Here is an 11,949-nt window from a genome sequence, read left to right as displayed (position 1 = left end):
CAGGGAAGGTTCAATATCAATACTAACATTACAAAAGGAGCGAATCATGAGCATTGAAGTGAACGGCGTCAGCTACGAAGTGGACGAAAACGGCTACCTCGTCAATCTCGAAGACTGGAACGAGGATGTTGCCGTAAAGCTTGCCGAAGGCGAGGAGATCGAAATGGCGGAAGCGCACTGGGATCTGGTGAAGTTCCTCAGGAACTACTACGAAGAGTACCAGATCGCTCCTGCAGTGAAGGTGCTGACCAAGGCTATCGCATCGGAGAAGGGTATGGACAAGAAAGAGGCTTCCGAGTTCCTCTACGGACTTTTCCCTAAAGGTCCCGCGCTTCAGGCCTGCAAGATTGCCGGGCTGCCGAAGCCGACAGGCTGCGTGTAATGCGATTGACCGCTTTTTCCAACCCAATTTAACGGTGAACTAAAGGAGGAACTATGGAAGGTGCAAAAGATGCTTCTTCACGCGAAGGACATCACTGCGGGGGTTGCCATTCGGAGGAGAACGGGAAGTTTCTGAATCCGACCCCTATGCTTAATGAGCTGGAGAGCGGCCCGTGGCCAAGCTTTGTTTCCGGCTTCAAGGAACTTGCAGAACGGACAAAAAAGCCCATGCTTCGCGGAGTGCTCGATCAGCTTGAATACTCCTACAACACGAAGATGGGGTACTGGAAAGGCGGTCTCGTGACGGTGGACGGTTACGGTGCGGGCATCATAACCCGGTACTCCATGATCAAGGACAAGTTTCCCGAGGCTGCGGAATTCCACACCATGAGAATTCAGCCGGCGCCGGGTCTGCACTACAATACGGCCATGATGCGCGAGCTTTGTGACATCTGGGAAAAATACGGCAGCGGCATCATCACCCTGCACGGCCAGACGGGCGACATCATGCTGCAGGGTATCGAGCAGGATAAGGTGCAGCAGTGTTTCGACGAACTGAACCAGAGCGGATGGGATCTTGGCGGCGCAGGCGCCGGCATGCGTACGGCGGTGTCGTGTATCGGTCAGGGCCGTTGCGAAAATGCCTGCTACGACAACCTCAAGCTCCATCTCAAGGTATTGAAGCATTTCGTCGGCGTACTGCACCGTCCTGAATGGAACTACAAGCTCAAATTCAAGTTTTCGGGCTGCCCGAACGACTGCACCAACGCCATCATGCGCTCCGATCTTGCCGTCATCGGCACCTGGCGCGACGCCATTCAGGTCGATCGCGACGAGGTGAACGCCTGGGTTGAAAAGAAAGGGATGGATGTGCTGGTCAACCAGGTTATCAATCTCTGTCCCACGAAGGCCATTTCGCTGAAGGACGGCGAAATGCACATCGAAACACGGGACTGCGTGCGTTGCATGCACTGCCTGAACGCCATGCCCAAAGCGCTCTCTCCCGGCAAGGAACGCGGTATTTCCCTGCTTATGGGAGGAAAGAACACGCTCAAGGTCGGCGTCAATATGGGATCGCTCATTATTCCGTTCATGAAGATGGAGGACGACGAGGATATCGAGGCTTTCATCGAGCAGATCGAGGAGATCATCGACTGGTGGGAAGATGCCGGACTCGACCACGAGCGTATCGGCGAAACCATCGAACGTGTCGGTCTCAAGCAGTTCCTCGACGGAGTCGGAATCGAGGCGGACATCAATATGGTGACGAGGCCGCGTGACAACCCGTATTTCAAGGCGCCGTACTGAGTACGGCAGCCGTGGGAAGCCTGAACAACAAGCATGAAACCCGCTGCCCGGAGGGCGGCACTACACCCAATCGGAAAAGAACATCATGAGCAGTCCTGAAAAAAAATGGAAGACCATAGAGTCGGGTCCTCACACCTATGAAGAGGCTCTTCACCCGGTGGTGAGAAAGAATTACGGTAAGTGGAAGTACCACGAAATTCCCAGGCCGGGCGTGCTCATGCACGTGGCTGAAAGCGGCGACGCAATCTGGACCGTCAGGGCCGGCACACCCCGCCAGGATACGGTGGATATGGTGCGCGTGCTCTGCGATATCGCCGACAAGTATGCGGACGGATACCTTCGCTTCACGGTTCGCAACAATGTGGAGTTTCTGACCCCGAACAGTGAGCATGTCGAGCCGATGATCCAGGAGCTCGAGTCGCGCGGGTTTCCGGTGGGTGGAACCGGCATGTGCGTCTCCTCGGTAGCGCACACCCAGGGGTGGCTGCACTGCGATATTCCCGCCACCGATGCTTCAGGCGTCGTGAAGTCCATGATGGACTATGTCTATCAGGAGTTCAAGGATATGCAGATGCCCAACAAGGTGCGTCTGTCCACCTCCTGCTGTTCCATCAACTGCGGCGGCCAGGCCGATATCGCCATCGTTGTCAAGCATACCCGTCCGCCCCGCATCAACCACGACCATCTTGCGACCATCTGCGAACTGCCGAAAGCGGTCGCCCGCTGTCCGGTTGCGGCAATCCGTCCCACCGTGGTGAACGGCAAACGCTCCCTTATGGTCGACGAAGCCAAATGCATCTGCTGCGGCGCCTGTTTCGGTGCCTGTCCCGCCATGGAGATCAACCATCCGGAGCACTCCAAGTTCGCCATCTGGGTCGGCGGCAAGAACAGCAATGCCCGCACCAAACCCTCCACCATGAGCATCGTGGCTCACAACCTGCCCAACAATCCTCCCCGCTGGCCGGAAGTCACCGAGGTGATCGGCAAGATCCTGACTGCATACAAGGCGGGAGGACGTCCCTGGGAGCGAGTGGGCGAGTGGATCAACCGTATCGGTTGGAAGCGCTTTTTCGAAGAAACCGGCCTGACGTTCGACGACAACATGATCGACAGTTATCGTCACGCCAGGACTACCTTCAACCAGTCGGCACACGTCCGGTTCTAACCGAAGGAGATTACGACCATGGTGGAATCAAATCCAATTCTTGATTTTGCGATCAACTACCAGTTTCCGGAATACACCGAGCTGGAGGGAACCGACAAGATCGTGGCATTCGGCGACAGCAGCCACAAATGCCCGATCTATGTCCGTCAGACGCCTCCCTGCACGGCCGAGTGCCCTGCCGGGGAGGATATCCGTGGATACAACCGTCTTCTGAACGGCACCGAAAAAACCGAAGACGCATGGAAAGCCTCATGGGAGACCATCGTCAAGATGAACCCGTTTCCGGCGGTCATGGGCAGAATATGCCCGCATCCCTGCCAGAAAGGGTGCAACCGGCAGTTTCACGACGAGAGCGTGGCCATCAACGCCCTTGAGCAGGCTGTCGGCAACTACGGCATCGAAGCCGGACTGAAGCTTCCTGAACCCGGGCCCGATACCGGTAAGCGCGTTGCCGTGATCGGCGGCGGACCTGCCGGTCTTTCCGCGGCGTACCAGTTGCGCCGCAGGGGTCATGCCGTCACCATCTACGACGCCAACGAGAAACTCGGCGGCATGGTGCTTTACGGCATCATGGGTTACCGGGTCGATCGAAAGGTGCTCGAAGCGGAGATCCGGCGCATCACCGATCTTGGCCTTGAGTTGAAAATGGGTGTGCGTGTCGGAAAGGACGTCACGCTCGACCAGCTCGAAGCGGAGTACGACGCCGTCTTCGTGGGAGTCGGCGCCCAGGTCGGGCGCGGTCTGCCGGTCGAGGGATTCAATACGACGCCGGGAGCCACCAACGCCATCGACTTTCTGCGCAACTACGAGGTGCTGGGCGACGATATCCCGGTCGGCAGGAAAGTCATCGTGATCGGTGACGGCAACGTAGCCATGGACGTGGCGCGTCTTGCCCTGCGCCTCGGATCGGAAGCCGTTGTGGTTTCCGGCGTGCCGCGCGAGGAGATGGCCTGTTTCCAGAACGAATTCGACGATGCGGTTAACGAAGGCGCCGTCATGCACTACCTGACCGGCATTACCGGACTGCTCGCCGGCGACGGCGGTGTTCGGGGCCTCGTCTGCTCCCGGATGGTGAAAAAGGATAAAGGCGAAGATGGCTGGAACTCTCCCATTCCGTTTTTCCGCTACAAAAGCTCGGGCGAAACCTTCGAGATCGAGGGCGACATGGTGGTTGCGGCCATCGGTCAGTCTGCAGACATGCAGGGGCTCGAGAGCATTGTAAATGGTAATTCGTGGCTGAAGGTAGACCGCCATTTCCGTATTCCCGGCAAGCAGAAGGTCTTCGGCGGCGGTGACGCCATCAAGGTCGATCTCATCACGACGGCTGTAGGCCACGGGCGCAAGGCTGCCGAATCGATCGACGCGTTTCTCAAGGGCGAACCGCTTCCCGAGCAGGGTTACCGCGAGGTGACAAAGGTGCAGAAGCAGGATGTGATGTACTTTTTCCATTCGCCCCAGGCCAAACGCGGGAACATCGAGCCGGAAGAGGTGGTGGGCAACCACGACGAGCTGCTTCAGGCTCTCTCGAAAGAGGATGCCCTGGCCGAAGCGGCACGCTGCATGAGCTGCGGTCTCTGCTTCGACTGCAAGCAGTGCGTTTCGTTCTGTCCCCAGACGGCCGTCAGCCGATTCCGCGACAATCCCGAAGGCGAGAAGGTCTATACCGATTACTCGAAATGCGTCGGCTGCCACATCTGCTCGCTGGTCTGCCCCTCCGGGTACATCCAGATGGGCATGGGGGATGGATTGTAGGTCGGTAGTCGGTAGTCAGTAGTCAGTAGTCGGAAGGGTGGGTCATTGTCCTTTTGTCCCTGACCTGCAGACCTGCGGACAAGTCGATAGAATCAACATTAACGAACAGCAACCAGCAAAGCAATGTACGAAGCTCTGATACAACAGACACAGGAGGCCCTCGAACGTACGTCGAAGTGGGCTGAAGCGGGCTGGACGGCCAGATTCGGGCCGCGCGCCGTCGCGGTCTCTTCGCTGAAGGAGGCCATGGCGCTGCCCCGAACCGCAGTGTACGGCGAGGAGGCCCGGAACTACTGGCGACAGGTGGTGCTGACAGCCGAGGATTCGTCGGCTTACGGTCGCAAAGCTCTCGAAGCGCTCAGGGCCGGCGATATCCGGAAGGCTGCCGACGACCTGTATTTTGCACAGTACATGGAGAAACCGATTGCGGAGCACTCCCGTACCTGGCTGCCTCTTTACGAGGCCGCGATGGAGGAGACCGCAGCCTGCTGCTGATGCGGCAGGTACGGTGCATGTTTTCCCTAACCCTACAATTTCCTGACCGTGAAAATAGGAATCCTGCTCAAGGAAGGACCGTATAACCACCAGGCTGCCGACACGGCCTACAAGTTTGCCGAAGCGGCAATCAGAAAAGGGCACAGGGTGGATGCCGTCTTCCTCTACAACGACGGCGTCAACAACGTGACGAAAATGATGGATCCGCCCCAGGACGACCGGCACATCTCCGCCCGCTGGGATAAGCTGCACAAGGAGCATGGCGTGGAGATTCTCGCCTGTATCGCAGCCTCGAAACGTCGCGGCATCTGCGACGAGGTGCTCATCGAAGGCGGCGAGATCACCGGACTCGGCACCCTGACCGATATCGCCATCCGCAACGACAGACTTTTAACCTTCGGAGACTGAAGAACAATGGAAAACGAAAACGTGAAAAAGATCATGCATGTGCTGCGCCATGCGCCTCACGGCACGATATACAGCTACGAGGGTCTTGAAATGATCCTTATCATGGCGGCCTACGAGCAGGATCTGTCGGTCGTGTTCATCGGCGACGGCGTTTACGCCATCAAAAAGAACCAGGACACGGCGGGCATCGGCATCAAGGGCTTCGCCAAAACCTTCATGGCGCTTGACGGTTACGATGTCGAGAAACTCTACGTCGACCGGATTTCGCTCGAGGAGAGGGGACTTTCCGAAGAGGACCTGCTTGTGGATGTCGAAGTGCTCGACTCCTCCGAAATCGGAGCGCTTATGAACGGGCAGGACGTCATCATTCACCATTAACGTTTTTGTCGATGTTACATACGATCAACAAATCACCATTTTCAGGCGACAGCTTCGATACCTGCATCAGATTTCTCCAGCCGGGAGATCCCGTGCTCTTCATCGAGAACGGAGTCTATGCCGTACAGCAGGGTAACCGCTTTTCGGAAGCTCTTGCCGGTGTCATGAAAAACAATCCGGTCTATGCGCTCCGGCCAGACCTCGAGGCACGAGGCATCTCGAACCTCACCGAGGGGGTGGCAACGGTCGATTACGACGGGTTCGTCGATCTGGTGGAGGAGCATCAGGTGAACAGCTGGCTCTAGCCACCCTTTTGAGGTCATTGCTGTGCAGATCTTATATTAAATTAATTTACCCTCTGACCCTATGAATCGAACCTGGGAGCGGATCATCCGGGAAAACCGGGAGACAATCCTGAAGCGATGGCTCGAGTTCGGCCTCGACCTTTTTTCCGGGAAGATGGCTCCCGGTACGCCAATATCGGAAGCGCTCGCCGACGGCATGGGAATGATGCTTGACGGTTTTGCCGAAGACGGTGAGCGTTGCAGGGAGGGTGTGTCGCGCGTGACGCGCATCCTGGCCGTGCATCCTTTCCGTCCTTCCCGCAGCCTTTCGCTTTTTCCGGAGCTGAGGAGCATCCTGCAGGAGACCGGAGGTTCCGAAGGCGACGCGCCCTTCTGCACCGAAAGAATCGAAGCCATACTGTTCGAGGCCTTCGACCTCTTCATGGAGCATCGTGAAACCATCTACCAGCTCAAGGTCGAAGAGAGCAGGAGTAAAATGCACATGCTGCTGAGGAGTACCGGATCATGAAAAAGATTATGCTGCCCTTCGCAATGGTGGCCGTGCTTGCGCTCATTCCTTTCGCAGGAGTGCAGTATGCCGGCCTCGATTATCTTTTCGGCGTCGTCATACCCTACGCTGCCGCGGTGCTGTTCATTGCAGGCTTCGTCTACCGGATGGTTGACTGGCTTCGCCGTCCGGTACCCTACAACATCACCTCCACCTGCGGCCAGGAGAAGTCGCTCGACTGGATTCACCACGACAAAATCGAAAGCCCCTCGAAACCGTGGCATGCCGCCGTCAGGGTGCTTTCCGAGGTGCTGCTGTTCCGTTCCCTTTTCCGCAACAACAAGGCCGAATTCAGCAAGGGTCCCGATCTCGTGTACGGCTCCACCAAGTGGCTCTGGCTCGGCGGTCTCGTGTTCCACTGGTCGCTTCTCGTCATCGTGCTGCGCCATGCGCGGTTTTTCTTTATCATGGTGCCTGGTTTCGCCGAATCGCTCGACCAGCTCGACAGTTTCTTCGATATCACGCTTCCGGCTTTCTATGTAACCGATGCGCTTGCGCTCTCGGCAATCACCTTCCTTTTTGTGCGGCGCGTGTCGGATGCGAAAATGCGCATCATTTCCTTGCCTACCGACTACTTCCCGCTCTTCCTGCTCGGCGGCATCGTCGGCGCCGGGGTGCTGATGCGCTATATCGCCAAGGTTGACGTCATGGCCGTCAAGGATCAGATGCTGCGGCTGATGAGCTTCAGCTTCGATCCTCCAGCCGAGATCGGCGCGCTCTTTTATGTGCATCTCTTTCTCGTATGCATGCTGCTGCTGTACTTTCCGTTCAGCAAGCTCATGCACATGGGCGCGATTTTTCTCAGCCCGACGCGCACCATGCTGAACAACAGCCGCGAGAAAATGCATGTCAATGTGTGGCGTCAGCCCATGAAGATCCGCACCTACAGTGAGTACGAGGACGATTACCGCGAAAAGATGAAAAAGGCGAAACTGCCTCTCGAAAAGGAGTAACCATGTCGAAATATCTACCGAAACAGGCCGACCTCATCCGCGAGATGGAGGAGAAGCCGAGCCCGCTGAAAGGCGATCACGCCAAACAGGAGTGGTGGGAGATGCCCGTGGAGTTCCGCGAGGGGAACTTCTGCTTTCCGGCCAAACCCGAGGTGATCGAGGAGCTCGGCTTTGCCAATCCCCGCAAGTGGGCAGTTACCGACGATGACTGGCAGCTGCCCGAAGGGTGGCAGAAGACCCTCATGGACGGCATGCGGGAACGCATAAAGAAATACCGCTCCCTGAAGCTCTACCTCGACTCCTGCGTGCGGTGCGGCGCCTGCGCCGACAAGTGCCACTTCTTCCTCGGTACGGGCGACCCGAAGAACATGCCGGTGCTTCGCGCCGAACTGGTCCGTTCGGTCTACCGCGGCGATTTTCCCATGGTTGAGAAAATCCTGAAGGGCTTTGCCGGATCGCGCAAGCTCACCAAAGAGGTGCTCAGGGAGTGGTACATGTACTTCTACCAGTGCACCGAGTGCCGCCGCTGTTCGGTGTTCTGCCCCATGGGCATCGATACCGCGGAGATCACCATCATGGTGCGCGAGATCCTGCAGCTCGTGGGCCTGAACAATAACTGGATTCTCGCACCGGTGGCGAACTGCAACCGCACGGGAAACCATCTCGGCATCGAGCCGCACACCTTCGTGCAGAACGTCGAGTCGCTCGTTGACGACATCGAGGAGCTGACCGGCGTGGCGGTGAACCCCACCTTCAACCGCAAGGGTGCGGAGATCCTTTTCATCACCCCGTCCGGCGACGTCTTCGGCGACCCCGGCGTCTACACCATGATGGGCTACATGCTGCTTTTCGAGCACATCGGGCTCGACTACACCATCAGCACCTACGCTTCGGAAGGGGGGAACTTCGGGTTCTTCACCTCGAACGACATGATGCGCAAGCTGAACGCGAAGATGTACCACGAAGCCGAACGGCTCGGCGTGAAATGGATCCTCGGCGGCGAGTGCGGCCACATGTGGCGCGTGGTGCACCAGTACATGAGCACCATGAACGGCCCGGCAAACTTCCTCGAAGAACCGGTTTCGCCCATCACCGGAACGAAGTTCAGCAACGCGAAAGCCACGAAAATGGTGCATATCGCCGAGTTTACCGCCGATCTTATCCATAACAGCAAGCTGAAGCTCGACCCGAAACGCAACGACCATCTGCGCACCACCTTCCACGACTCCTGCAACGTCGCCCGGGGCATGGGCATGTTCGAGGAGCCGCGATATGTTCTTAACAAGGTGTGCAACTCCTTCCACGAGATGCCGGAAAACACCATCCGCGAGCAGACCTTCTGCTGCGGTTCGGGCAGCGGCATCAACGCCGAGGAGAACATGGCCATGCGCATGAAGGGCGGCTTCCCGAGGGCGAACGCCGTGCAGAAGGTGAAGGAGAAGCACCAGGTCAATTCGCTGGTCACCATCTGCGCCATCGACCGCGCCAGCCTTCCGCCGCTTATGCGGTACTGGAACCCCGGCGTGTCGGTATACGGCCTGCACGAACTGGTGGGCAACGCCCTCGTGATGCAGGGCGAGAAAATGAGAACCGAAGATCTCAGGGAGGATCCAATGACCGGTTTTGACGACAAGGAGGACGACGTTGACTAAAAAAATCATTATGACGGCAGCCGCCATGCTCATTGTGGTGCTTGCCGGCGTCTACGCTTTCCGGCACCAGGAGAGCCAGGCGGAAAAGGTTGCCGCCCCTGCTGCGGCCGCTGCGGTCGACAGCTCGGCCTGCATCGGCTCGAAAGAGTACATGCGGGCGAACCACATGCGTGTACTTGCCGAGTGGCGGCACTCATCCGTGCGCGAAGGAAACCGCGTATGGGTCGCGCCCGACGGCAGAAAGATCGACAAAAGCCTGAACACCTGCCTGAACTGCCACTCAAGCAACCGGATGTTCTGCTTCAACTGCCACATGTACGCCAATGTGAAGCCCAACTGCTGGAACTGCCATATTTCACCAATGGAGGCGCCCTGATGAACGAAGACCGCAGATCATTTATCAAGAAAGCCGGCATCGGCATTCTTGCCGGCATCGGTTCGGCAGCCGGCCTCTTCCCGGCGCTTTCGCTCGAGAAAACCGTGTTTCCGGCATGGGACGAAAAACCCGAACCCGGCAAGCATCGCTGGGGCATGCTCATCGATACCCGCAAATGCTCCGGCAACTGCAAGGAGTGTGTTGCGGCCTGCCACTTTACGCACAACGTGCCCGATTTCGGCAACCGCAAGGACGAGGTGAAGTGGATTTGGAAAAGCTCCTACGAAAACGTGTTTCCCACGGCAAGCCGGCAGTTCCAGAGCTCCGAGGTTACCGAAAGGCCCTACGTCGCGCTCTGCAACCACTGCGCCGAGCCGCCCTGCACGAAGGCCTGCCCGACCGAGGCCACCTTCAGGCGGTGGGACGGCATCGTCTCCATGGACTACCACCGCTGCATCGGCTGCCGCTTCTGCATGGCCGCCTGCCCTTACGGTTCCCGCAGCTTCAACTGGCGCGATCCGAGAGAGGGCATCAAGCTTGCGAGCACCGAGTATCCGACCCGCATGCAGGGGGTGGTGGAGAAGTGCAACTTCTGCTCCGAACGGCTGGTGAAAGGACTCGACCCGGCCTGCGTCGAAGCATGTCCGGAGCAGGCGCTGGTGTTCGGCGACCTGAACGATCCCGCGTCGGAGATCCGCAAGCTGCTGGAATCCAGCGAAACCATGCAGCGCAAACCCGAACTGGGCACGAAACCTTCGGTCTTTTATATCATTTAATGTATCGTCATGATTGAAAAAGCTCTGAAAGGAAGCCGGAACTACTGGCTCTGGATAGGACTCCTGCTGCTCGGCATCGGCGCGGGATCTGTCGCCTTTTCACGGCAGATGTGGGAAGGGCTCACCGTTACCGGCATGGGCCGCGACGTGAGCTGGGGCCTCTATATCGCGCAGTTCACCTTTCTTGTGGGCGTGGCGGCTTCGGCCGTGATGGTGGTGATTCCCTACTATCTGCACAACCGGAAGGAGTTCGCCAAAACCGTGATCGTCGGCGAGTTCATGGCCGTCGCGGCCACGCTGATGTGCATGCTCTTCATCCTTGCCGACATGGGCCGTCCCGACCGCGTGCTGAACGTGCTGCTCTACCCCTCGCCACACGCCATGGTGTTCTGGGACGTGATGGTGCTCAACGGCTACCTCCTGATCAACTTCGTCAGCGCATGGACCGTGCTCGGCGCGGAGCGCAAGGGCGTACCGACGCCGAAATGGGTCAAGCCGATCATCTATCTCTCGATTCCCTGGGCCTTCAGCATCCACACCGTCACGGCGTTCCTCTATGCAGGACTTCCCGGACGGCACCTCTGGCTCACCGCCGTGCTCGCTCCCCGGTTTCTCGCATCGGCGTTTGCCGCGGGAACCTCGCTGCTCATTCTCGTTACCCTCGTCCTGAAAAAGACCACCGGCTTCGACGCGGGCAACGAAGCGCGCCGGAAACTTGCCGTGCTTGCCACCTATGCCGGCATCGCGAACTTCTTCATGATCGGCACCGAGTTCTTCACCGCCTTCTACAGCAACGTGCCGGCGCACATGCACGGCCTGCAGTATCTCTTTTTCGGGTTCGAAGGGAAGAGCAACCTCGTGCCGTGGATGTGGCTCTCGCTGCTTCTCGGTTTCGGCGCTCTGGCGATATTGCTCAACCCGAAACTGCGCCAAACCTCGAAATGGCTTGTAGCCGCCTGTGTGGGCATGGTCAGCTCCATCTGGATCGACAAGGGTGTCGGGCTGGTGCTGGGCGGATTCGTACCCTCGCCGCTCGAAGAGATCACCGAATACGGCGTCACCCTGACGGAGCTCACCGTCACGCTCGGCATCTGGGCCGTGGGCATTCTCGTGCTGACGCTGCTGTTGAAGGTTGCCGTGACCGTGAAAAAGGAGCAGGAGGCGTAACGTTTTTCCTCGCATCACCCTCACTTCCGGATAGTCTGAAAGGAGGGCGGGTTTTCCGACCCGCCATTGATTTATCTATATTTCGAATGGCGGACAGGGAAGTCCGCCCTCCTTTATGGACATGTCCTTATGCCAACCAGCCAATTTTTCGTTCATGAAAAAAGTATTTCTTCCGCTCAACATCCGGATAGACAATAAAAAAATCCTCTTTGTCGGCGGGGGCAAGATCGCCATGCACAAGATCCGGACGGTCGAGCAGTATACGCGCAACATCACCATTCTCGCG

Annotated in this window: 15 protein-coding genes; all 15 read left to right on the top strand. The window is 58.0% G+C overall.

The features are described from left to right. Positions 1–46 precede the first annotated feature (46 nt). Positions 47–382 carry a TusE/DsrC/DsvC family sulfur relay protein gene (locus tag K9G39_RS08825; RefSeq protein ID WP_292004558.1) on the top strand — a complete coding sequence of 112 codons (336 nt, stop codon included), beginning with the start codon at positions 47–49 and terminating at the stop codon, positions 380–382. Between the two features lie 53 nt (positions 383–435). After that, entirely contained in the window at positions 436–1,689 is a 1,254-nt protein-coding gene (gene dsrA / locus K9G39_RS08820) for a dissimilatory-type sulfite reductase subunit alpha (RefSeq protein WP_292004557.1), read from the top strand. Between the two features lie 85 nt (positions 1,690–1,774). After that, a complete protein-coding gene (gene dsrB / locus K9G39_RS08815; RefSeq protein ID WP_292004556.1) occupies positions 1,775–2,854 on the top strand; it encodes a dissimilatory-type sulfite reductase subunit beta in 1,080 nt (359 codons plus the stop codon). A gap of 18 nt (positions 2,855–2,872) precedes the next feature. Further along, on the top strand, positions 2,873–4,606 hold the full coding sequence (locus tag K9G39_RS08810; RefSeq protein WP_292004555.1) for an NAD(P)-binding protein: 1,734 nt from the start codon (positions 2,873–2,875) through the stop codon (positions 4,604–4,606). Positions 4,607–4,729: 123 nt separating this feature from the next. Further along, positions 4,730–5,101: a hypothetical protein gene (locus K9G39_RS08805; protein ID WP_292004554.1), complete on the top strand. Its 372-nt coding sequence runs from the start codon at positions 4,730–4,732 to the stop codon at positions 5,099–5,101. 48 nt (positions 5,102–5,149) lie between these two features. Continuing rightward, complete coding sequence (gene tusD / locus K9G39_RS08800; protein ID WP_292004553.1) at positions 5,150–5,509, top strand: sulfurtransferase complex subunit TusD; 360 nt, start codon at positions 5,150–5,152, stop codon at positions 5,507–5,509. Between the two features lie 6 nt (positions 5,510–5,515). After that, positions 5,516–5,887, top strand: coding sequence for a sulfurtransferase complex subunit TusC (gene tusC, locus K9G39_RS08795; RefSeq protein WP_292004552.1), 372 nt, complete (start codon positions 5,516–5,518; stop codon positions 5,885–5,887). A gap of 11 nt (positions 5,888–5,898) precedes the next feature. Continuing rightward, a complete protein-coding gene (gene tusB / locus K9G39_RS08790; protein WP_292004551.1) occupies positions 5,899–6,192 on the top strand; it encodes a sulfurtransferase complex subunit TusB in 294 nt (97 codons plus the stop codon). A 61-nt stretch (positions 6,193–6,253) separates the two neighbouring features. Beyond that, on the top strand, positions 6,254–6,700 hold the full coding sequence (locus tag K9G39_RS08785) for an RsbRD N-terminal domain-containing protein (RefSeq protein WP_292004550.1): 447 nt from the start codon (positions 6,254–6,256) through the stop codon (positions 6,698–6,700). Then, entirely contained in the window at positions 6,697–7,692 is a 996-nt protein-coding gene (gene dsrM / locus K9G39_RS08780; RefSeq protein WP_292004549.1) for a sulfate reduction electron transfer complex DsrMKJOP subunit DsrM, read from the top strand. The genes K9G39_RS08785 and dsrM overlap by 4 nt, the downstream gene beginning before the upstream one ends. Positions 7,693–7,694: 2 nt before the next feature. Next, a complete protein-coding gene (gene dsrK, locus K9G39_RS08775) occupies positions 7,695–9,344 on the top strand; it encodes a sulfate reduction electron transfer complex DsrMKJOP subunit DsrK (RefSeq protein WP_292004548.1) in 1,650 nt (549 codons plus the stop codon). Beyond that, positions 9,337–9,720, top strand: coding sequence for a sulfate reduction electron transfer complex DsrMKJOP subunit DsrJ (dsrJ, locus tag K9G39_RS08770; RefSeq protein ID WP_363319377.1), 384 nt, complete (start codon positions 9,337–9,339; stop codon positions 9,718–9,720). Before dsrK ends, dsrJ begins: the two co-directional genes overlap by 8 nt. Beyond that, a complete protein-coding gene (dsrO, locus tag K9G39_RS08765) occupies positions 9,720–10,496 on the top strand; it encodes a sulfate reduction electron transfer complex DsrMKJOP subunit DsrO (RefSeq protein WP_292004547.1) in 777 nt (258 codons plus the stop codon). Before dsrJ ends, dsrO begins: the two co-directional genes overlap by 1 nt. 9 nt (positions 10,497–10,505) lie before the next feature. Continuing rightward, complete coding sequence (gene dsrP, locus K9G39_RS08760; protein ID WP_292004546.1) at positions 10,506–11,663, top strand: sulfate reduction electron transfer complex DsrMKJOP subunit DsrP; 1,158 nt, start codon at positions 10,506–10,508, stop codon at positions 11,661–11,663. A gap of 154 nt (positions 11,664–11,817) precedes the next feature. Then, a partial coding sequence (locus tag K9G39_RS08755; RefSeq protein ID WP_292004582.1) for an NAD(P)-dependent oxidoreductase occupies positions 11,818–11,949 on the top strand: 132 nt, incomplete at its 3' end.

It is taken from the genome of Chlorobium sp. (genome assembly GCF_021740465.1).
GTDB lineage: Bacteria > Bacteroidota > Chlorobiia > Chlorobiales > Chlorobiaceae > Chlorobium.
This window is presented reverse-complemented; position numbering and strand designations above follow the sequence as displayed.

Excerpts from the sequence above, each read along its gene's own strand:
- K9G39_RS08805 (WP_292004554.1), top strand. The coding sequence starts at position 4,730 with ATGTACGAAGCTCTGATACAACAGACACAGGAGGCCCTCGAACGTACG.
- tusC (WP_292004552.1), top strand. The coding sequence starts at position 5,516 with ATGGAAAACGAAAACGTGAAAAAGATCATGCATGTGCTGCGCCATGCG.
- dsrP (WP_292004546.1), top strand. The coding sequence starts at position 10,506 with ATGATTGAAAAAGCTCTGAAAGGAAGCCGGAACTACTGGCTCTGGATA.
- tusB (WP_292004551.1), top strand. The coding sequence starts at position 5,899 with ATGTTACATACGATCAACAAATCACCATTTTCAGGCGACAGCTTCGAT.
- dsrM (WP_292004549.1), top strand. The coding sequence starts at position 6,697 with ATGAAAAAGATTATGCTGCCCTTCGCAATGGTGGCCGTGCTTGCGCTC.
- K9G39_RS08825 (WP_292004558.1), top strand. The coding sequence starts at position 47 with ATGAGCATTGAAGTGAACGGCGTCAGCTACGAAGTGGACGAAAACGGC.
- dsrK (WP_292004548.1), top strand. The coding sequence starts at position 7,695 with ATGTCGAAATATCTACCGAAACAGGCCGACCTCATCCGCGAGATGGAG.
- dsrO (WP_292004547.1), top strand. The coding sequence starts at position 9,720 with ATGAACGAAGACCGCAGATCATTTATCAAGAAAGCCGGCATCGGCATT.
- dsrA (WP_292004557.1), top strand. The coding sequence starts at position 436 with ATGGAAGGTGCAAAAGATGCTTCTTCACGCGAAGGACATCACTGCGGG.
- K9G39_RS08810 (WP_292004555.1), top strand. The coding sequence starts at position 2,873 with ATGGTGGAATCAAATCCAATTCTTGATTTTGCGATCAACTACCAGTTT.
- dsrB (WP_292004556.1), top strand. The coding sequence starts at position 1,775 with ATGAGCAGTCCTGAAAAAAAATGGAAGACCATAGAGTCGGGTCCTCAC.
- K9G39_RS08785 (WP_292004550.1), top strand. The coding sequence starts at position 6,254 with ATGAATCGAACCTGGGAGCGGATCATCCGGGAAAACCGGGAGACAATC.